This is a genomic window from Streptomyces coeruleoprunus, assembly GCF_039542925.1.
In the GTDB taxonomy this organism is placed as follows: Bacteria; Actinomycetota; Actinomycetes; order Streptomycetales; family Streptomycetaceae; genus Streptomyces; species Streptomyces coeruleoprunus.
Window position 1 is genome coordinate 6,323,404 of the sequence record NZ_BAABIT010000001.1, and the last position, 21,079, is coordinate 6,344,482.

Here is a 21,079-nt window from a genome sequence, read left to right on the forward strand (position 1 = left end):
GGCGCCGGGCCTACGGGGTGGGCCTCAGGGTGCTGGGCTCGCTGAGTCCGGGCCTGCGCGGTCCGGGCTCATGGGGCCCGGCCTCCGGGCGGGCTCGGATGCGCGGGCCCTGGGGGGCGTCCCCCTGGCGGGCCCCCTTCGGGGCGTTCTCCGGCGGGCGTCCCGGCGGGCGGTCGCGCGGCACGGTTCAGGTCGCCGCCGCCGCGGCCGCCGCCCTTGCCACCGGCCCGGCCCGCGGCGCGGGGGGCAAACGCTCATGGGACGTTCCCCGTGGGGAAAGATCCACGTACCCGGCGCCACGCCGGGTACGACGACAACACCCGTATGCGTGTCGTCATCGTCACCGAGTCCTTCCCGCCCGACGTCAACGGCGTGGCCCACTGCGCCCTGCAGACCGCCCGGCACCTCGCCGACCGCGGTCACGACCCGCTCGTCCTCGCCCCGGCCACCGCCGCCGGCGACCCCGGGACGCAGCCGCCCTGCCCGGTGGTGCGCGTCCCGTCCGTGCCCCTGCCGGGCTACCCCCAGGTGCGGGTCGCGCTGCCCAGCCGCAAGGTGGCCGCCGCGATCGCCGCGCACCGCCCCCACCTCGTCCACCTCGCGAGCCCCTTCGTCCTCGGTGTCCGCGGCATGGCGGCCGCCGCCCGCCTCGGACTCCCCGCCGTCGCGGTCTACCAGACCGACCTCGGCGGATACGCCCGTACCTACGTCGGCACCGGCGAGGCGGCCGCCTGGCGGCGGATGCGCGCCGTGCACAGCGCCGCCGACCGCACCCTCGCTCCCTCCACGGCGGCCGTCCGCGACCTGGAGGCCCACGGAGTGCCGCGCGTAAGGCTCTGGCCCCGCGGCGTCGACACCGTCCGCTTCCGCCCCGAGCTGAGGGACGAGGCGCTGCGCCGGACACTGGCACCGGGCGGTGAGGTGATCGTCGGGTACGTGGGCAGGCTCGCGCCCGAGAAACACGTCGAGCTGCTGTCCGGGGCCTGCGCGCTGCCCGGCGTACGCGTGGTGGTCGTCGGCGACGGCCCCGGCGGGGCGACGCTGCGCACGGCCCTGCCCGGCGCCGTTTTCCTCGGGCGCCGCACCGGTGACGACCTCGCACGGATCTTCGCGTCGCTCGACGTGTTCGCGCACACCGGGCCGTACGAGACGTTCTGCCAGACCGTCCAGGAGGCGATGGCCAGCGGGCTCCCCGTCGTCGCACCCGCCGCGGGCGGTCCGCTCGACCTCGTCCGGCACGGGCGCACCGGGCTCCTCGTCCCGCCGCACGACCCGGAGGCGCTGCGCACGGCCGTCGCCGCACTCGCCGCCGACCCCGCGCTGCGCACGGCGTACGGGGCGGCCGGGCGCGCCGAGGTGCGCGGCAGGACCTGGGCCGTGGTCGGCGACCAGCTGCTCGGCCACTACGACGAGGTCCTCGACCAGCGGGGCGCCGCGGCGGTGGCGGCATGAGTGGCGGCCTGGGCACCGGCGCCACAGGCACCCGGTCCGGCCTGCGGATCGTCCGGCTCGCCAACTTCGTGACCCCCTCCTCCGGCGGGCTGCGCACCGCGCTCGAAGAACTCGGGCGCGGCTATGCCGCCGCCGGCCACGAACCGGTCCTCGTCGTCCCCGGCGGGACGGCCGACGACCGGCTCACCCCCCAGGGCCGGGTCATCACCCTCCCCGCGCCCACCGTCCCCGGCACCGGCGGCTACCGCGTCCTCACCGGCCGCCGCGCCCTGCGGCGCCTGCTCGAACAGCTCGCCCCGGACCGGCTGGAGGTGTCCGACCGCACCACGCTGCGCTGGACCGGCGAGTGGGCCAGACGGGCCCGTGTCCCGGCCGTGATGGTCTCCCACGAGGCCGCCGACGGTGTCCTGCGCACCTGGGGCGTCCCGTACGGCACGGCCGCCCGCGCCGCCGACCGGCTCAACCGCCGCAGCGCCTGGGCGTACAGCCGCATCGTGTGCACCACCGCCTGGGCGGAACGCGAGTTCGTCCGCATCGGCGCACGCAACGTCGTACGCGCTCCGCTGGGCGTCGACCTGCGCCGCTGCCGGCCCGGGCGCCGCGACCCCGCACTGCGGGACCCCCACGCGGGAGGGGCCGAAGTGCTGCTCCTGCTGTGCTCCCGGCTGTCCGTCGAGAAGCGCCCCGGAACGGCGCTCGACACGCTGGCCGTGCTGCTCGCCCGCGGGGTACGGGCAGCCCTGGTCGTGGCGGGCGACGGCCCGCTGCGCGGCGGCATGGAACGCCGGGCGCGGGCCCTGGGGCTGCCGGTGCGGTTCCTGGGCCACGTCGGCGACCGGGAGGCGGTGGCCGACCTCCAGGCGGCGGCGGACGTGTGTCTCGCCCCCGGACCGGCCGAGACCTTCGGGCTCTCCGCCCTGGAGGCCCTGGCGTGCGGCACACCCGTCGTCGCCAGCGCGTCGTCCGCGCTGCCGGAGGTCCTGGGCGACGCGGGCCTGGCCGCCGAGGACGACCCGGAGGCCTTCGCGGACGCCGTACGCACCCTGCTGGCCCGCCCCGAGCAGACCCGCCGCGCGACGGCCCGTGCCCGTGCGGAGCGCTTCGGCTGGGACCGCGCGGTGGCGGCATTCCTGACGGCCCACGACGCGGCCACGCCGGCGGTCGCGCCACAGACGCGGCAGCCCGGACCGTCGCCCGCGGCGGCTCGGCCACGGACGCGCTCGTCCGGACCTTCGGCGGCGGCTGCGCTGGCACGACCGTCGGGTCTACCGCCTGCGGCGGCTCGGCCGGAGGTTCCGCTTTCTGGCTCTTCGCCTGCGGCGGCTCAGCCACAGGCGGGGATCGCTGGGCCTTCGCCTGCGGCGGTTGCGCCCCAGGGGTGGGCGTCTGAGCCATTGCCGGTGAGTGCGGCGCAGTTGCCGCGTCCGGGACTACCGCCTGCGGCGCCTCGGCCGGAGGTGCGGTTGTCTGGGCCTTCGCCTGCGGCGGCTCCGACAGACGTGCGGTCGTATGGGCCACTGGCCCCGGCGGGTGCGGCGCAGTTGCCGCGTCCGGGACTACCGCCTGCGGCGCCTCGGCGACAGGGAGAGCCCTCTGGGTCTTTGCCTACGGCTGCTTCAGCAGAGGTGCGGTCGCCTGGGCCTGCGCCTGCGGCGGTTGCGCCGCTGGTGCGGCCGTCGGGTCTACCGCCTGCGGCGGCTCGGCCGGAGGTTCCGCTTTCTGGCTCTTCGCCTGCGGCCGATCGGCCACAGGCGGGGATCGCTGGGCCTTCGCCTGCGGCGGTTGCGCCCCAGGGGTGGGCGTCTGAGCCATTGCCGGTGAGTGCGGCGCAGTTGCCGCGTCCGGGACTACCGCCTGCGGCGCCTCGGCCGGAGGTGCGGCCCTCTGGGGCTTTGCCTGCGGTGGCTCCGGCACAGGTGCGGTCATCTGGGTCTGCGGCCGCACCGCGGTTGCCGCAGGCGGGGACTTCGGCCGTGGTGGTTCCGGTGCAGCCGCCGCCCTCGTGGCCGTTGCCGCCCGGGGTGCCTGGCCCCGCGCCAGCCGTGGGCGGGGGCGGCCCGGCTTCCCGGGACGCCGGTCTCGGCGAGGGCTCCTGCGGCGTGGACGTGGGGGGAGCGGTATGAGCAGGGCCGTGCGGTTCGTCGCGCTCGGGGATTCGCTCAGCGAAGGCGTGGGCGATCCCGTGGCCGGGCGGCCACGGGGGTGGGCCGCGCTGCTGGCGGACGGGCTCGCGGCCGGGCCGGTGGAGTTCCGTAACCTCGCGGTCAGCGGCGCCCGCGCTCGGGACGTCGACGAGCGGCAGCTGCCGCAGGCCCTGGCGTACCGGCCCGAACTCGCCTCCGTGGTCGTCGGGGTCAACGACACCCTCCGCCGCACCTTCGACATCGCGGACGTCGCCGCGCGGCTGGACCACGTCCTCGCCCGGCTCGCCGGCGGCGGTGCCGTACTCCTCACGGCGTGCCTCCCCGACCCGGGCCGCATGCTGGCGCTGCCCGCGCCGCTCGCCCGCCCCCTGGCCCGCCGGCAACGGGCCGTCAACGCCGTCGTCCACGCCCTGTCCGCCCACCACGACGCCGTCCACCTCCACCTGGCCGACGCCGTCTGGGTGGTCGACCGAGACCTGTGGAGCGCCGACCGGCTGCACCCGGGGGAGCGCGGGCACCGGGTCATCGCCGCGGAGTTCCACGCCCTGCTCGTACGGCGCGGCCTCGCCCATGGCGCCCCGCCCGGGCGCGAGCCCGAGCAGCCGGCGCCCACTCGTGCCGACACGCTCCGGTGGCTGGCCACCGCCGGCACCGGATGGGTGGCCCGCAGGTGCCACGACCTGCTGCCGCAGTTGCTGAGGCTGGCCGGGTCGGAGGTGGCGCACTGGGCGCGGGGCACCAGCGCGCGACTGGACGCGCACGCCGAGCGCGCACTCGACGTGGCCCTGGCCGACCTGTCCGTACCGCCGCCCTCCGTACGGCAGATGGCCATGCCGCAGGTGCCCCTACCGCGCGAGCCCGTACCGCGAGCAGTGGTGCCCTAGGCGGTGTCCGGCGTTCGAGGACGAGCACCGTCCAGGCGCGATCCGGGGGGCCCGGGGGCGGAGACCCCGGTTTCGGGAAGGGGCGGGGTAGGGGAAGAACCGCCGGACACGACCTGCCCCACCGCGGGCGACGGTCCGCGGCCCGCCCCACCCCGGGCAAGAATGAAGGCATGACGCAGGCCAACGGGCGCTGGCAGTTCTGGATCGACCGCGGCGGCACCTTCACCGACATCGTGGCCCGGCGCCCCGACGGGGCCCTCGTCAGCCGCAAGCTGCTCTCGCACGACCCCGAGCGGTACCGCGACGCGGCCGTCGCCGGCATCCGGCTGCTGCTGGGGCTCGCGCCCTACGAGCCCGTACCGGCCGACCGCGTCGCCGTCGTGAAGATGGGCACCACCGTCGCCACCAACGCCCTCCTGGAGCGGCGCGGCGAGCCGACCGTCCTCGTCATCACCGAGGGTTTCCGCGACGCCCTGCGCATCGCCTACCAGAACCGCCCCCGGCTCTTCGACCGCCGCATCCTGCTCCCCAAGGCCGTCTACGAGAGGGTCGTCGAGGTCCCGGAGCGGATCGACGCCCACGGGTCCGTCGTCCGCCCCCTGGACCTCGGACCGGTCACGGACCGCCTGGCGGAGGCCAGGGCCGACGGGCTCACCTCCGCCGCCGTGGTGCTCCTGCACGGCTACCGCCACCCCGACCACGAGCGGCGCGTCGCCGACGCCGCACGCGACCTCGGGTTCACGCAGGTCAGCTGCTCGCACGAGGTCAGCCCGCTCATCAAGCTCGTCCCGCGCGGCGACACCACCGTCGTCGACGCCTACCTCTCGCCGATCCTGCGCCGCTACGTCGAGCAGGTCGCCGCCGAACTCCCCGGCGTGCGCCTGATGTTCATGCAGTCCAACGGCGGCCTGCGCGAGGCCGCGCACTTCCGCGGCAAGGACGCCGTGCTGTCCGGCCCGGCCGGCGGGGTCGTCGGGATGGCCCGCACCTCGGGTCAAGCCGGTTTCGACCGCGTCATCGGCTTCGACATGGGCGGCACCTCCACCGACGTGTCGCACTACGCGGGCGAGTTCGAGCGCGAACTGGGCACCCGGGTCGCGGGCGTCCGGATGCGCGCGCCGATGATGAACATCCACACCGTCGCCGCGGGCGGCGGCTCGGTCCTCCACTTCGACGGGCAGCGCTACCGCGTCGGCCCCGACTCGGCCGGCGCCGTCCCCGGCCCGGCCTGCTACCGGCGCGGCGGCCCGCTCACCGTGACCGACGCGAACGTGATGCTCGGCCGCATCCAGCCCGCCCACTTCCCCGCCGTGTTCGGCCCGGACGGCGACCAGCCGCTCGACGCGGACGTCGTACGGGAGCGGTTCACGGCGCTCGCCGACGAGGTGCGGCGCCGCACCGGCGTGTCCCGCACCCCCGAGGAGGTCGCCGAGGGCTTCCTGGAGATCGCCGTCCTCAACATGGCCAACGCCGTCAAGAAGATCTCCGTCCAGCGCGGCCACGACATCACCCGGTACGCCCTGACCAGCTTCGGCGGCGCCGGCGGCCAGCACGCCTGCGCGGTCGCCGACGCCCTCGGCGTCGACACCGTCCTCGTACCGCCGCTCGCCGGCGTCCTCTCCGCGTACGGCATCGGGCTCGCCGACGCCACCACCATGCGGGAGCAGTCGGTGGAGGCGGAGCTGGACGACACCGCCCACGCGCGCGTGGAGGCCCTCTGCGCCGAACTCGCCGCCCGCACCCGGCAGGAGCTGCGCGCCGACGGCGTCCCGGACGCCTCCGTCACCACGCACGCGCGCGTGCTGGTGCGCTACGCCGGGACGGACGCGAGCCTGCCCGTGCCCCTCGGCACGGCGGCCGCCGTGCGCGAGGCGTTCACCGCCGCGCACCGGGCGCGCTACGGCTTCACCATGGACAAGCCGCTCGTCGTGGAGGCCGTCTCGGTCGAGGCCGTGGGACGCGCCGGCCCCCACCGGCTGCCCGCAGCGGAGGCACCGCCCCGCGAAGGCCCGCCGCGGCCCCGCGCGACCGTCCGCGTCCACGTGGCGGGCCGGCCCGTCGGCACCCCGCTGTACCGGCGCGAGGACCTGCGGCCCGGCGACACCGTCCCCGGACCCGCCGTCGTCGCCGAGGCCGACGCGACGACCGTCGTCGACCCGGGCTGGCAGGCATCCGTCACCGGCACCGGACACCTCACCCTGCGGCGTGTCCACCCACGCCCCGGCCGCACCGCCGTCGGCACCGACGTGGACCCCGTCCTGCTGGAGGTCTTCAACAACCTCTTCATGTCCATCGCCGAGCAGATGGGCGTCCGCCTGGAGAACACGGCCCACTCCGTCAACATCAAGGAACGCCTCGACTTCTCCTGCGCCCTGTTCGACCCGGAGGGCAACCTCATCGCGAACGCCCCGCACATCCCCGTGCACCTCGGCTCCATGGGCGAGTCCATCAAGGAGGTGCTGCGCCGCAACGAGGGCACCATGCGGCCGGGCGACGTGTACGCCGTCAACGACCCGTACCACGGGGGCACCCACCTGCCGGACGTGACCGTCGTGACGCCCGTGTACGGCCCCGACGGCGGCCCGCTGCGCTTCCTCGTCGCGTCGCGCGGCCACCACGCCGAGATCGGCGGCATCACACCCGGCTCCATGCCCGCGTTCAGCCGCACCATCCACGAGGAGGGCGTGCTGTTCGACAACTGGCTCCTCGTGCGGGACGGGCGGCTGCGCGAGGAGGAGACCCGCCGGCTCCTCACCACCGCCCCGTACCCCTCCCGCGACCCCGACACCAACCTCGCCGACCTGCGCGCCCAGATCGCCGCCAACGAGAAGGGCATCGAGGAACTGGCCCGCATGGTGGACGAGTTCGGCCTCGACGTCGTCCACGCCTACATGCGGCACGTACGGAACAACGCGGAGGAGTCCGTACGCCGTATCGTCGCCACCCTCCACGACGGCTCCTGCCGCTACGAGACCGACGCGGGCGCGGTCATCGACGTCTCCGTGCGCGTCGACCGCGAACACCGCGGCGCCGTCCTCGACTTCACGGGCACGTCCGGACAGCAGCCCGGCAACACCAACGCCCCCAGGTCGGTCGTCATGGCCGCCGTCCTGTACGTCTTCCGCACGCTCGTCGACGACGACATCCCGCTCAACAGCGGCTGCCTGGAGCCCCTGGAGGTGCGCGTCCCGGACGGGTCGATGCTCGGCCCCGCCTACCCGGCGGCGACCGTCGCCGGCAACGTCGAGACGTCCCAGGCCGTGACCGGCGCCCTGTACGCCGCCCTCGGCGTGCAGGCGGAGGGCTCGGGCACCATGAACAACGTCACCTTCGGCAACGACCGCGTCCAGTACTACGAGACCGTGGCGAGCGGCTCGGGCGCGGGCGAAGGCTTCGACGGCGCGGACGCCGTGCAGACCCATATGACCAATTCGCGGCTCACCGACCCCGAGGTGCTGGAGTGGCGCTACCCGGTCCGCGTCGAGTCCTTCGCCGTCCGTACGGGCAGCGGCGGCCGCGGCCGGTGGCGGGGTGGCGACGGCGTCGTGCGGCGCATCCGGTTCCTGGAGCCCATGACGGTGGCCCTGCTCACCGGCCACCGCCGCGTCCCGCCGTACGGGATGGCCGGCGGCGAACCGGGCGCGCTCGGCGCCAACGCCGTGGAACGCGCGGACGGCACCGTCCGGCCCCTGGCGGGCGTCGACACGACGGACGTCGGCCCGGGGGACGTCCTGGTCGTCATGACACCCGGCGGCGGGGGCTACGGGACTTCACGGGCCGGGCACGCCGGGAACACCGGACTCGCCCGTACGCCCCGGACGGACGCGTCGCCTCCCGGACCAACGCCTTCGGCCAAGGGCTCGAAGAATCGCCCCGGTTCGTCTTCGACGCCGAGACGCTGACGGTGCCGGCCGAGACGCACTACCCGGCGCCTTCGACGCCCTGCCCCTGTCCTGGCCCTGCCCCTGCCCTGCCCCTGCCCTGCCCTGCCCTGCCCTGCCCCTGCCCTGGCCCTGTCCGCCCCTGTCGCTCGGCCACGGCACGGTACGGCCCTGACGTGGGCTGACCGCCCCGCCGCTTGCCCTCTGGTCGGTGACCGTGGCAGGCGCCCCGCCCTCGGGGGCGCCGGCCGGGTCACCGCGTCGGTATGAAGCGCACCGGCGTGCCCGGCACGGCCTGGGCGGCGGCCGCCACGTCCCGTTCATGGACCACCGCCACCACCGGGTAGCCGCCGGTCGTGGGGTGGTCCGCCAGGAACACCACCGGCCGCCCGTCCGGCGGCACCTGGACCGCGCCCAGCACCATGCCCTCGCTGGGCAGTTCGCCCGGCACGGCCCGCTCCAGGGCCGGGCCCTCGGTGCGCAGCCCGATGCGGTTGGACGACGCCGACACCCGGTACGCGCGCGTGGTCAGCACCCGGAGCGCCTCGCCGGTGAACCAGTCGTGGCGCGGCCCGAGCCGCACCCGCAGGACCAGCTCCCGGGGCACGCCCGGCCACGGAACGGCGTCGTAGTGCGGCGCCCCCGCCGGGGGTATCCCAAGGGGCAGGACCACGCCGTCGGCGAGCGGCGCGGGGCCGAGCCCCGACAGCAGGTCCGTCGATCGGCTGCCCAGCACCGGCTCGGCCGCCACACCCCCCGCGAACGCCACGTACGACCGCACGCCCCGCACCGCCGCGCCCACCTCCAGCACGGCACCCGCCGGCACCCGCACCGATGTGCCCCACGCCGCCGGCCGCCCGTCCACGGTCACCGCGCAGGGCGCGCCGCCCACGGCGACGGTCACCGCGCCGCGCGACCGCACGGCGCACCCGTCGAGCGTCGTCTCCAGCACGGCCGCGTCGCCGCGGTTGCCGACCAGCCGGTTCACCAGCGCCGCCGCGTGCGGGTCGAGGGCGCCCGAGCGCGGAACGCCCAGGTGCGCGTACCCGCACCGCCCCCCGTCCTGCACGGTGGTGAGCGCCCCGGCCCGCACGACGGCGAAGGCCCTGTCCGTCACGCCCCCTCCCGCACGACCGGCACGAACCGCACCCGCGCCCCAGGCGACAGCAGCGCCGCCGGCTCCCGGGCCGGGTCCCACAGCGTCACGTCCGTCGTCCCGATCAGCTGCCAGCCACCCGGCGACGACCGCGGATACACGCCCGTGTACGGCCCGGCCAGCGCCACGGACCCGGCGGGCACGGCCGTACGCGGCGTGGCCCGGCGCGGCACCCCGTACCGCTCGGGCAGCCCGGTCAGATAGCCGAACCCGGGCGCGAACCCGCAGAACGCCACCCGGTACTCCACCCCCGCGTGGATCCGCCCCACCTCGTCCGGCGCCACGCCCCACAGCGCGGCCACCTCCGCCAGATCCGGTCCGTCGTAGCGCACCGGCACCTCCACGGCCGGCTCCACGCGCGCGTGCAGCGGTGGAACCTCCCACCCGGCGACGTCCTCGGCGAGCCGGCCCGGCTCCTCCACACCGTCCAGCAGCACGGTCCGCGCGGCGGGCACGATCTCCCGTACGGCGGGCAGCGCCCCGGCCGCCCGGCGGCGCAGCAGCTCGGCATGGAACGCCTGGGCCTCGTCGCCGCCGCCGAACTCCAGCAGCAACGCCCGCCCGCCCACGGCCAGCGCCCTCACACGACCACCCCCGGCGCCCCCACCCCGACGCCCATCTCCGGCACCCTCATGCGAACGCCTCCACGCGCACACCCGTGGCCTCCAGCCGGGCCCGGACCCGCCGCGCGAGGTCCACGGCACCAGGGGTGTCGCCGTGCAGGCACAACGACCGCGCCCGCACCGGGACCGACCGCCCGCAGTGGGACGTCACGACACCGAACCGGGCCATGGACACCGACCGTTCGACCACCGCCTCCGGATCGTGGACCACGGCCCCCTCCTGGCTCCGCGGCACGAGCGTGCCGTCCGCCGTGTACGCCCGGTCGGCGAACGCCTCCGTCACGACGGGCAGCCCCGCCTTGTCCGCCGCCCTGTGCAGCCGGGAGCCGGGCAGCCCGAGCAACGGCAGCCGTTCACCGGTGAGCAGCACACCGTCGACGACCGCCCGCGCCTGCTCCTCGTCGTGCACGACGCGGTTGTACAGTGCGCCGTGCGGCTTGACGTAGGACACCCGCGCCCCGGCAGCCCGCGCGAAGACCTGAAGGGCGCCGATCTGGTACGCCACTTCGGCGGCCAGCTCGTCCGCCGGCACGTCCATCGCGCGCCGCCCGAACCCGGCCAGGTCGCGGTAGGACACCTGGGCGCCGATCCGCACCTCGCGCTCGGCCGCGAGCGCGCACACGCGCCGCATGGTGGCCGCGTCCCCGGCGTGGAAGCCGCAGGCGACGTTGGCGCTGGTGACGACGGACAGCAATCGCTCGTCATCGGTCAGCCGCCACCGCCCGAAGCCCTCACCGAGGTCGGCGTTCAGATCGATCGACGCCCAGGACACACCCCTCAACTCCTTACGTTCCGAGGACTTTCACAGCAGTTCCCGGCCCCGCGTCTCGGGCAGCCCGAGCAGGGCCAGCACGGCCAGGCCGTACCCGACCGCCCCGAAGACCAGCGCACCGCCCACACCCCAGCTGCCGGCGAGGAAGCCGACCAGGGTCGGGAAGAACGCGCCCACGGCACGACCGGTGTTGTACGTGAACCCCTGCCCGGTGCCGCGCACCGCCGTCGGGTACAGCTCCGCCAGGAACGAGCCGAACCCGCTGAAGATGGCCGACATGCAGAACCCGAGCGGGAAGCCCAGCACCAGGACGAGGCCGTTGGCCCCGGCGGGGATGTTCGTGTAGGCGACGATGCACACCGCCGAGAGCACGGCGAACAGCACGATGTTCCGCTTCCGCCCGAGGCGGTCGGTGAGATAGCCGCCGGTCAGGTAGCCGATGAAGGCGCCGGATATCAGGAACGCCAGATAGCCGCCCGTACCGACGACGGTCAGGCCGCGCTCGGTCTTCAGGTACGTGGGCACCCAGGTGGCCAGCGTGTAGTACCCGCCCTGGACACCGGTCGACAGCAGGACCGCGAACAGCGTCGTCCGCACCAGCCGCGGCCGGAATATCTCGGTGAACGAGCCCCGCTCGGCACTGGACCTGCGCACCTCGGCCGCCTGCGGGGCGTCCTCGACGTTGCGCCGTACGTACACCACGAGCAGTGCGGGCAGGGCACCCGTCCAGAACATCACGCGCCATGCGGTGTCCGCCGGCAGGAAGTGGAAGACCAGCGTGTAGACGACGACGGCGAGCGCCCAGCCGGCCGCCCAGGCGCTCTGGATGCCGCCGAGCGTACGGCCCCGGTGCCGGGCCGAGGTGTACTCGGCGACCAGGATCGCGCCGACCGCCCACTCGCCGCCGAAGCCGAGGCCCTGCAGCGCCCGGAAGACCAGCAGCGTCTCGTAGTTCGGGGCGAAACCGCAGGCCACCGTGAACACCGCGTACGTCAGCACGGTGATCATCAGAGCCTTCACCCGGCCGATCCGGTCGGCCAGTATTCCGGCGAGCGCGCCGCCGATCGCCGAGACGACCAGCGTGACGGTGGTGAGCAGTCCGGTCTCGCCGCTGTCGAGGCCGAAGTAGGCGGCGATGGCCACCATGCTCAGCGGCAGCGTGAAGAAGTCGTAGGAGTCCAGGGCGTAGCCGCCGAACGCGCCGCCGAAGGCACGCCGGCCGCGCGGGCCGAGCGCGCGCAGCCAGGCGAACGCGCCGGTGTCGTCGGCCAGTTCGCGGCCGGGGGAGTGGTCGATCCGGGTCGAACTCATCTGCACCTCGCAGAGGGATGAGCGGAGCCGTGCGGTGTCGACAAGGTAGGGGATTGTTGAACGATCCGACAAGGGGTGTGGACAACGGGCTGTGGACAACGGTCCGGCAAGGCTGCGGACGTCCGGCGAGCGATGTGCGGAACAGCCCGGAAAGGGTGCGGGCACAGCCCCTCACCCGTCCGCTCCTCCCGCCCCGGCCGCGGATCTACGATGGGCGCGGGCAGCGACGGCGGGGACGGGCACGCCGGGTGCCGTGCCCCGCGCGACGACGAGAAGAGGTGCCGGTGGGAACGACGGGCGGACTGGCCGACGACCGTGCGCTGCTGGGGCGCACCAGCACGGCGGAGCGGGTCGCGGACATCCTCCGGACCCGGATCGCGGAGGGGTACTTCCCGCCCGGCACCCGCCTGTCGGAGGAGAACATCGGTGGCGCCCTCGGTGTCTCGCGCAACACCCTGCGCGAGGCGTTCCGGCTGCTCACCCACGAACGGCTCCTCGTCCACGAGCTGAACCGCGGCGTCTTCGTCCGGGTGCTCACCGTCGACGACGTCGTCGACCTCTACCGCACCCGGCGGCTCGTCGAGTGCGCGGTCGTCCACGGCCTCGGCGGGCCGCCCTTCGCCCTCGACGGGCTTGCGGGGGCCGTCGCCGAAGGGGAACGCCACGCCCGCGACGGCGACTGGAAGGGCGTCTCCACCGCCAACATCCACTTCCACAGCGAACTGGTCGCCCTCGCCGGCAGCGAGCGCACCGACGAGCTGATGCGCGGGGTCCTCGCCGAACTCCGGCTCGCCTTCCACGTGGTCGACGACCCCCGCGCCCTCCACGAGCCTTATCTCGCCCGAAACCGGGAGATTTTGGACGCCTTGCGGGCGGGAGAGCGCACCAAGAGCGAACAGCTCCTCGCCGACTACCTCGACGACTCCCGCACCCAGCTCGTCGAGGCCTACGCCCGCCGCGTGGCGGACGACGGCGAGACCCCCCACTAGCGGCCCCGGCCGCGCCGTCCCGGGCCCACCGCTCGCGCCCGTCGCGAGCCGCTCCCCTCTTCTCCGGCGCCCGCCGTCCACGCCCGTCCCGAGCCGCTGTCCCCGCCCGTCGCGAGCCGCCGTCCGCGCCCGTCCGGCGCTCACGCTCGCGCCCGTCCCGAGCCGCCGTTCCCTCTCCTCCGGCGCCCGCCGTCCGCGCCCGTCCGGCGCTCACCGCTCGCGCCCGTCCCGAGCCGCCGTCCCCGCTCCTCCAGCGCCCGCCGTCCACGCCCGCCCCGAGCCGCCGCCCAGTGCCACCGGCGCCCGCCGCCCAGGCGCCCGCCCCGGCGCCCGACCAGCGGCCGCCACCTGCGCCGTTTCGACCGGTGTCAGTGCGAGGACCTACTCTGTGCAGCGTGACTTCGCCTGCCTCGACGGAACCGACGGAACTCGTTCCGCCCCAGCTCAGCGCGGGGCCGCGGCCCGCGCAGGGCCCGGCCGCCGACGAAGGACTGGCGCGGCGCCTGCGCGCGCTCGCCTGCACCGCGCCGCTGCACGATCTCGACGCCCGCAAGGCCAACCTGGCGGGCGAGTACTCGGTGTACGCGATGGCGGAGGTCGCCCTCGCCGCGATCGACCTCGTCACGCTCAACATGGACTTCGACACGGGCGCCGACCACGAGCAGATCGTCGCCCGGCTGCTGCCCCGCGTCGCCGCGCAGGCCCCGCAGCGCCCCGCAGCCGAGCACGAGCGGGTGGCCCGCTGGGTGCTGGAGAACCTGATCAACGTCGGCAGCGTCGACCGCGGCTTCCGCGCCGTGTACGGCACGTTCGGCGCCGACGGCGTGTACGTCCGCCGCGACTACGACTTCAAGCTCATCGAGGAGGTCCCCGGCTACGGCGGCGGCGTCTACCTCCGCACCACCGACGAGGCCGTCAACGTCCTGGTGGGAGCGCTCGACACGGACGTCACGAGCGCCCAGATCGCCGCCGAGGTCAAGCTGGAGGTGCTGATCAGCCGCGGCCGGCTCGCCGACGCGCAGCTCGCCGCCGAACAGGCCCGCTACCGGACCGTGCAGTACGCGGAGACCCTCCGCAAGACCCTGGAGGCCACCCGGCGCAACGTCCGGGCCGTCGACTGGCTCAACGCGGTCCCCGACATGATCGACGAGGCGCTCGCCCACGTCGCCGATCGCTACCGGCACGAGAACGCGATCCTCACCAACATCCGCAAGGCCCGCGACGAGGCTGAGGACCCCGAGCACAAGCGCCGCGCCGCCGAGCTGGTCGACATCGTCAAGGACTGCATCCGCCGCCACACCCAGCTCCAGTCGCGCCTCCTGGAGGCCGGCCCGCTCTTCCGGGCCGAGCAGGACCGCCAGGCCTTCGCCCAGCCCACCACCCGCACAGGGCTCGATCTGTACGGACAGCTGGTCGCCCCGCTGCTGCCGCTCCCTGTGGAGCAGGCCATCCGCGTCACCGACGCCTACTTCGCGCGCGGCACCGGCCTGCGCACGCCCGGCTCCGTACGGATGGCGGACCTGGTCGACCTGCTGCTCACGCCGCCCACGGAGCGCGAGCACCTGGGCGCCGAAATGCCGGAACCGGACCTGATCGCCACGCCCGACGACAGCCGCTTCAGCGAGGAACAGCTCGCGATGGCGATGGAGCTGCTCGACCTGGAGCACGACGCGCCGCGCCGCCTCTCCGGTCTCCTCGCCGACGCCCGCCGCCGCGACCCCGACCTGCCGTACCTCGTCGCCCTGCTGGCCGTCCACGCCGCCAGCCCCCCGGTGGGTACGGCCTACCGCCAGGGCGAGGAGCGCCTGCTGTTCGCCGTCGACGACGGCACCGAACTCGACGACCCCGAGTTCGGCGGCGCCGACCTCATCGTCGGCACGGCCCTGCTGGACGCGGCCGGTATGGCCGCCGACCGTACGGACGCGGCATGAGGGCCACCGAACCGCCGTCCCGGCCGGCTGCCCGCCGTACCGCCGGAGCCCTCGCCGCCCACACGCCGAACCCCACGCCCGTCCCCACCAAGGAGCACCACCCGTGAGCGAGTCCCACGCCGAGCACCCCGACGCGTGGAGCGATCCGGACGACCCGCAGCAGCCGGAGCCGGGCACCTCCGGCACCACCGCCCCCGGCACCACTGGGCTGGCCCACACCGCTCCCGGTGCCGTCACGCCCGCCGACGCCGCCGACGCCGCCCGGCTGGTCTCCTTCGGGCTCCAGCCCAAGCTGCTGCCCGCGCGCGACGCGGAGTACGCCGAACTGCTGCGCCGCTACCGCGAGGACCCGGCCTTCGCCCGCCTCGCCGACGCCGTCGCCACCGGCCTCGGCCTCGTCGTGCTGGAGGTCTCCCCGCGCGCCGGCATGGCCGTCACCGCCGACGAGGACTCCGTCTTCGCCGTCCGGATGAGCGACTACGCCCGCCGCACCTCCAGCGACTCCGCCGACCGGTTCCTGCACGGCCTGGCCCACCTCGCGGTCGCCGCCCTGGCGTTCCCGCGCCCCGAGGACCTGGCCGACGACACGTACATCGGCCGGATCACCGTCAACGGCGTCGACGCCTTCGTACGGCAGGCATGCCGCCGCCTGGAGGAGCGTGCCGAGCAGGAGGGCGAGAACACCGATCCCGCCTCCGACGCGCCCGGCCTGGAGGCGGCCTGGCGGATCTACACGCGCCGCAGTGCCACGGGCGCCACCAAGGACGCCCGCCGTCTCGCCGGTTCCACCACCGGCATCATCGGCAAGGCCGTCGCGTTCCTCACCGACTCCGGCTTCCTCCAGCGGACCGGCGACGACGCCGGCGGCACGTACCGCACCACGGCCCGCTACCAGCTCCAGGTCCGTGACATGGCCGGCAGCGCGGCCATGGCCGAACTGCTCGACCTGGGCGTCGTGCCCGTCTCCGACGGCTCCGCGACGCTGCTCCCACCGCCCGAGGGCGACGACCTGGAGCTGGTCGCCGACGCGGGCCTCCCCTTCCACCCCTGACGCCGACACACCCGCACCACCGAGCACCGCACCCTGCGAACACCGCAACACCGAGCACCACGCACCGCAAACCGCACCACCGAGCACCACATCCCGCACCACCGCACCACCGCACCACCGCACACCGAACCACCGACCGACCGACGAGAGTCCGCCGCCATGTACGAGCTGTCCCGGGTCCGCCTCTACTCCATCGGGCCCGCCGGCGCGCGGTACGCCGACACCGTGCTGGACCTGCGCGGAGTGGGCGAGCCCGTGCCCCACCCCGCCCCCACCCAGGCGGAGTTCTTCGAGGAGGAGCCGGTCGGCCCGCCGCGCCGCCCCGCGCCCGCCGGTGTGCTCTTCCTGGAGAACGGCGGCGGCAAGTCGGTCCTCCTCAAGCTGATCTTCTCGGTGATGCTGCCCGGCCACCGCAACACCCTGGGCGGCGCCAGCTCCGGCGTGCTGCGCAAGTTCCTCCTCGCCGACGACTGCGGCCACGTGGCCCTGGAGTGGCAGCACACCCTCACCGGCGAACTCGTCGTCGTCGGCAAGGTCAGCGAATGGCGCGGCCGGCAGGTCTCGAACGACCCGCGCAAGTTCGCCGAGGCCTGGTACTCCTTCCGGCCGGGACCCGGCCTCAGCCTCGACAACCTGCCCGTCGCCGAGGCCACCTCCGTACGCCCGCCCGGCGAGGGCGCCTCCGGCGCACAGGGCCGCCGCCGCACCATGAAGGGCTTCCGCGACGCGCTCACGGACGCCGGCAAGGCGTACCCGCACCTAGAGGTCTACTGGGAGGAGATCCACGACCGCTGGAACGAGCACCTCGGCGAACTGGGCCTCGACCCCGAACTCTTCCGCTACCAGCGCGAGATGAACGCCGACGAGGGCGAGGCCGCCGGCCTCTTCGCGGTCAAGAAGGACTCCGACTTCACCGACCTGCTGCTGCGCGCCGTCACCGACACGCGCGACACGGACGGCCTCGCCGACCTGGTCAGCGGCTTCGGCAACAAGCTGGGCCGCCGCGCCGAACTCACCGCCGAACGCGACTTCACGGCCGGCTCCGTGGACCTCCTCGGCCGGATCGTCGAAGCAGCCGAGACCCGCTCCCGCGCCCGTGACGTCCACGCCGGCGCCGAGCGCCGCACCCGTACGCTCGCCCGCCGCCTCTCCGCCCGCGCGACCGAGGAACGCGGCCGCGCCGCCGAGCTGGCCCAGCAGGTCACGGCCGCCGCCCACACCGTCACCGAGGCCGAGACCTCCCGCGCCCACAGCTCCCTGGTCGCCGCCGAACTGGCCTACCGGCACGCCTCCCTGGCGCTCGCCGCGGCGGAGAAGGGCGCCGCGGCGCAGCGCCGCGAACTGACCGACGCCCGCACCCTGCACTCCGCCTGGCAGGCCGCCGAGGCCGTCCTGCGGCACCGCGCGGCCGCCGACCGCACGGCCCGCGTCTCCGCCGCCATCCAGGAGGCCGAGCGGGACGCCGCCCCGGCCCTCGCCGCCCGCGCCAAGGCCGCCGCCGACCTCGTACGGGCGCTGGAGGCCGCCGCCGAGGACGGCGAGCGCCACGCCAACCAGGAGGAGGCGCGCTCCGCGACCCTCCAGGAGGCCGCCGAGACCGCCCACCGCGACGCCACCGCCGCCGCCACCGAGGCCCAGCGGGCCCGCAGCGAGGCCGGCCACCTGCGCCAGCGCCTCGCCGAGGTCGAGCAGGAGACCGCCGAGGCCGTACGGGCCGGCTGGCTCGACGACAGCACCCCGGACGCCGACCCCGCCCGCGCCGCGCTCGCCGCCAGCGACGCCGAGAAGACCGCCGTCGCCGCCTGGGACACCGCCCGCGAGGCGGCCCGCATCGCCGCCGAGCGCGCCCGTGAGGCCGCCGCCACGGAGAGCCGCGCCGAACTGGCCGCCGCCCGCGCCTCCGACGCCGCCCAGGCCGCCGAGAACGCCCACCGGGCCGAGCATCGCGCCGCGGAGTCCATCGCCGCGGAGGAGCGGCTGGCCGAACTGCTCAGCCTGCCGCCCGCCCGGCCCGCCACCCCGGCACTGCCCCGCCAGAACACCGGCGACAACGGCCCGGCCGCCGACGACACCGCATCCCGCCGCACGGCCCAGGGCACCCTGACCGCCGAGGAGTTCGACCGGTACGCGGACGACCTGCGCGAACTCCTCGACCAGAACATCGCCGCCGCCGAGCGCAAGCTGTTCGACCTGCGCACCGCCGCCGCCGACGACTCCCGGATCCTCGGAGCCCTCGGCGACGGCGGCCTCCTCCCGCCGGGCCCCGACGTCCTCGCGACCGTCGAATTCCTCGGAGAGCAGGGCGTCCCCGCCCTCCCCGGCTGGCGCTACCTCGCCCAGTCCGTCGACCCGGCGGACCACGCAGCCGTCCTCGCCGCCCGCCCCGAGCTGGTCGACGGCGTCGTCGTCACCGACCCCCTGTCGTACGCACGGGCCCGGGAAGCCCTCGCCGGCGCCGCCCTCCTGCCGCGCTCGGCCGTCGCCGTCGGCACCGCCGCCGCGCTCCTCGCACCCGTGCCCCGGGCCGACGCGGACGGCGAGACGGAGATGTTCCTCGTCCCGCCGAACCCGGCCATGCACGACGAGCACGCGGCCGACGAGGAGCGCCAGGCCCTGCGCGCCCGCGCCGCCGCCCGCGACGAGGAGATCCGCTCGCTCGCCGCCCGGCTCACCGGCGACCGCTCCCTGGCCGCCCGAATCGGTTCCTGGCGCGCCGACTGCCCGCCCGGCATGCTCGCCGAACTCGCCGAGGGCGCCGCCACCGCGCGCGAGGCCGCCGAGGCCGCCCGGGCCGCGCTCGCCGAGGCCCGCACGGCACGGGCCGAGGCCGAGGAGTCCGCCGCCGAGACCGCCCGCGTGCGCGACGAGCGGCAGGAGGCCGCCCAGCGCGCCCGCCGCGCCGCCGACGCCCTGGCCGGACTGGCCTTCCGCCTCCGCGAACGGGCCGGCTGGCAGGTCCGCCTCCGCGAACTCGCCGACGAGGCCGCCGAGTCCGAGGCCCGCGCCCAGGCCTGCCTGGAGCGCGCCCGGGCAGCCGACGAGGACCGCCGCGCCGCCCAGCGCGCCGCCGACGACACCCACCGCACCGCCCGCGCGCTGCGCGCCGAGCGCGCCGAGATCGCCGGCGGCCACGACAATCTGCCGGAGGAGAAGCCGGACGGCACAGGCCTGCTGGACGGCGGCGTCCCGCGCCCCTCCCTGCCCGCCCTGCGCGAGGCCTACCGGGCCGCCTCCCAGCTGTACGAGAAGGTCGGCGTCGGTGCCGACCTGCGCGCCGAGCAGGCCCGCGCCGAGAGCGACGAGTCCGCCGCGCTCGCCGAGCTGGACCGGCTCACCAACAAGGTCCGCACCCGCGCCGCCCAGCTCCTGGAGAGCCCCGACGGCGCCGACGGCCCCTCCCGGCAGGCCGCCGCCGCCCGCGCCGAGTCCCTGGTCCAGCTCCTGGAGTCCCGCGCGTCCGAGGCCAGCGAGAGGCTGGGCCGGCTCCGCGGCGAGGCCGAGCGGCTGGCCCCCGCGGACGGAGAGGCCCACACGGAGCTGCCCGAGGAGCTGATCCCCGCCGACGCCGAGCAGGCCCAGACCCTGCTGCGTACGGCCACGGGCGAACTGGCCGCGCACACCGACGCCCTGGAGACCGCCCGCGCCACGCACGCCCACCTCCTCCACGCGCACCGCGCCGCCGAGGACGCCGCGAGCGGCTTCGACGAGCTGGCCGCGCTCCTGCGCGACCTGCTGCGGGACCACACCGACGAGGACGCCGAGGAGCCCCAGCCGTACCCCGGCAGCCCGGAGGAGGCCCGCAAGGCCGCCGCCGAGACCCGCCGCTCCCTGCGCGCCTGCGCCGCCGACCTGTCCGCCGCCGACTCCGCCGTACGGGAGGCCTGCGACGTCCTCGTACGGCACGCCAACTCGACGCGCTACGAGCAGGTGCGCACACCGGCCCGGCAGCAGATCCGCGAGCTGCCCGCGGCGGCCCTGCCCGAGCACGCCGCCAAGTGGGCCGAGGCGTTCGCGCCGCGCCTGCGGGTCCTCACCGACGAGCTGGCCCAGCTGGAGCGCAACCGCGAGTCGATCGTCGACCGGCTGCGCGGTCTGGTGGAGTCCGCGCTCACCACGCTCCGCTCGGCGCAGCGCCTCTCCCGGCTCCCCGAGGGCCTGGGGGAGTGGTCCGGGCAGGAGTTCCTGCGCATCCGCTTCGAGGAGCCGGACCAGACGACGCTGGTCGAGCGGCTGGGCGAGGTCATCGACGAGGCGACCCGCGCCGCCGTGAAGAAGAACTCGGACCTGCGCCGCGACGGCATGTCCCTGCTGCTGCGCGGCGTCCACGCGGCGCTCCAGCCCAAGGGCGTCGCCGTGGAGATCCTCAAGCCGGACGCGGTGCTGCGCGCCGAGCGCGTGCCGGTCGGGCAGATGGGTGACGTCTTCTCGGGCGGCCAGCTGCTCACGGCCGCCATCGCCCTGTACTGCACGATGGCGGCCCTCCGCTCCAACGACCGGGGCCGCGACAAGCACCGGCACGCCGGCACGCTGTTCCTCGACAACCCGATCGGCAGGGCCAACGCCACGTATCTGCTGGAGCTCCAGCGGGCGGTTTCGGACGCGCTCGGCGTCCAGCTGCTCTACACGACGGGCCTGTTCGACACCACGGCGCTCGCCGAATTCCCCCTCGTGATCCGGCTCCGCAACGACGCCGACCTCCGGGCGGGCCTGAAGTACATCAGCGTCGAGGAGCACCTGCGCCCCGGCCTGCCCCAGCAGCGCCCGGACGGCGAGGCGATCCACGGCGAGATCACCGCGACCCGCATGTTCAAGCGCACCCCGGTGGACCCCGCAGCCCCGCAGGACCGCTGACCCATGCCGGTGCGGGGCGCCCCGGAGGCGCCCC

General features: G+C 75.7%; 11 protein-coding genes and 1 pseudogene. 8 read left to right on the top strand and 4 right to left on the bottom strand.

The features are described 5' to 3' along the window. Window positions 1-324: 324 nt before the first annotated feature. The 4 genes and pseudogenes from ABEB09_RS28405 (at window position 325) to ABEB09_RS28420 (ending at window position 8,382) form a co-directional block, all read left to right on the top strand. Window positions 325-1,452: a glycosyltransferase family 4 protein gene (locus ABEB09_RS28405; RefSeq protein ID WP_345694117.1), complete on the top strand. Its 1,128-nt coding sequence runs from the start codon at window positions 325-327 to the stop codon at window positions 1,450-1,452. Further along, window positions 1,449-2,621 (top strand): annotated as a pseudogene (locus ABEB09_RS28410) (glycosyltransferase); the annotation flags it as partial. The gene ABEB09_RS28405 and the pseudogene ABEB09_RS28410, both read left to right, overlap by 4 nt. A 950-nt stretch (window positions 2,622-3,571) precedes the next feature. After that, window positions 3,572-4,480: an SGNH/GDSL hydrolase family protein gene (locus ABEB09_RS28415; protein ID WP_345692756.1), complete on the top strand. Its 909-nt coding sequence runs from the start codon at window positions 3,572-3,574 to the stop codon at window positions 4,478-4,480. A 170-nt stretch (window positions 4,481-4,650) separates the two neighbouring features. After that, window positions 4,651-8,382, top strand: a complete 3,732-nt coding sequence (locus tag ABEB09_RS28420) for a hydantoinase B/oxoprolinase family protein (RefSeq protein ID WP_345692757.1) — start codon at window positions 4,651-4,653, stop codon at window positions 8,380-8,382. A gap of 232 nt (window positions 8,383-8,614) precedes the next feature. Here ABEB09_RS28420 and ABEB09_RS28425 read toward each other — a convergent pair whose 3' ends face one another. From ABEB09_RS28425 to ABEB09_RS28440, 4 genes are read right to left on the bottom strand one after another with little or no spacing between them, the layout of a single operon-like run. After that, entirely contained in the window at window positions 8,615-9,478 is an 864-nt protein-coding gene (locus ABEB09_RS28425) for a 5-oxoprolinase subunit C family protein (RefSeq protein WP_345692758.1), read from the bottom strand. Continuing rightward, window positions 9,475-10,101, bottom strand: coding sequence for a 5-oxoprolinase subunit PxpB (pxpB, locus tag ABEB09_RS28430; RefSeq protein WP_345692759.1), 627 nt, complete (start codon window positions 10,099-10,101; stop codon window positions 9,475-9,477). Before pxpB ends, ABEB09_RS28425 begins: the two co-directional genes overlap by 4 nt. A 46-nt stretch (window positions 10,102-10,147) precedes the next feature. Next, window positions 10,148-10,912, bottom strand: a complete 765-nt coding sequence (locus ABEB09_RS28435; RefSeq protein ID WP_345692760.1) for a LamB/YcsF family protein — start codon at window positions 10,910-10,912, stop codon at window positions 10,148-10,150. A gap of 30 nt (window positions 10,913-10,942) precedes the next feature. Continuing rightward, window positions 10,943-12,223 (bottom strand): MFS transporter, encoded by a 1,281-nt coding sequence (locus ABEB09_RS28440; protein WP_345692761.1) that lies wholly within the window; start codon window positions 12,221-12,223, stop codon window positions 10,943-10,945. A 284-nt stretch (window positions 12,224-12,507) separates the two neighbouring features. Here ABEB09_RS28440 and ABEB09_RS28445 point away from each other — a divergent pair, with 284 nt between their 5' ends. From ABEB09_RS28445 to ABEB09_RS28460, 4 genes are all read left to right on the top strand, one after another. Beyond that, window positions 12,508-13,212, top strand: a complete 705-nt coding sequence (locus ABEB09_RS28445) for a GntR family transcriptional regulator (protein WP_345692762.1) — start codon at window positions 12,508-12,510, stop codon at window positions 13,210-13,212. A gap of 395 nt (window positions 13,213-13,607) precedes the next feature. Next, on the top strand, window positions 13,608-15,143 hold the full coding sequence (locus ABEB09_RS28450; protein WP_345692763.1) for a hypothetical protein: 1,536 nt from the start codon (window positions 13,608-13,610) through the stop codon (window positions 15,141-15,143). A gap of 103 nt (window positions 15,144-15,246) precedes the next feature. Next, entirely contained in the window at window positions 15,247-16,194 is a 948-nt protein-coding gene (locus ABEB09_RS28455) for a hypothetical protein (RefSeq protein ID WP_345692764.1), read from the top strand. A gap of 159 nt (window positions 16,195-16,353) precedes the next feature. After that, entirely contained in the window at window positions 16,354-21,045 is a 4,692-nt protein-coding gene (locus ABEB09_RS28460; RefSeq protein ID WP_345692765.1) for a hypothetical protein, read from the top strand. The last annotated feature ends 34 nt before the right edge of the window (window positions 21,046-21,079 follow it).

Bases quoted from the DNA above. Each gene is read 5' to 3' on its own strand.
- ABEB09_RS28460 (WP_345692765.1), top strand. From the start codon at position 16,354: ATGTACGAGCTGTCCCGGGTCCGCCTCTACTCCATCGGGCCCGCCGGC.
- ABEB09_RS28420 (WP_345692757.1), top strand. From the start codon at position 4,651: ATGACGCAGGCCAACGGGCGCTGGCAGTTCTGGATCGACCGCGGCGGC.
- ABEB09_RS28415 (WP_345692756.1), top strand. From the start codon at position 3,572: ATGAGCAGGGCCGTGCGGTTCGTCGCGCTCGGGGATTCGCTCAGCGAA.
- ABEB09_RS28440 (WP_345692761.1), bottom strand. From the start codon at position 12,223: ATGAGTTCGACCCGGATCGACCACTCCCCCGGCCGCGAACTGGCCGAC.
- ABEB09_RS28405 (WP_345694117.1), top strand. From the start codon at position 325: ATGCGTGTCGTCATCGTCACCGAGTCCTTCCCGCCCGACGTCAACGGC.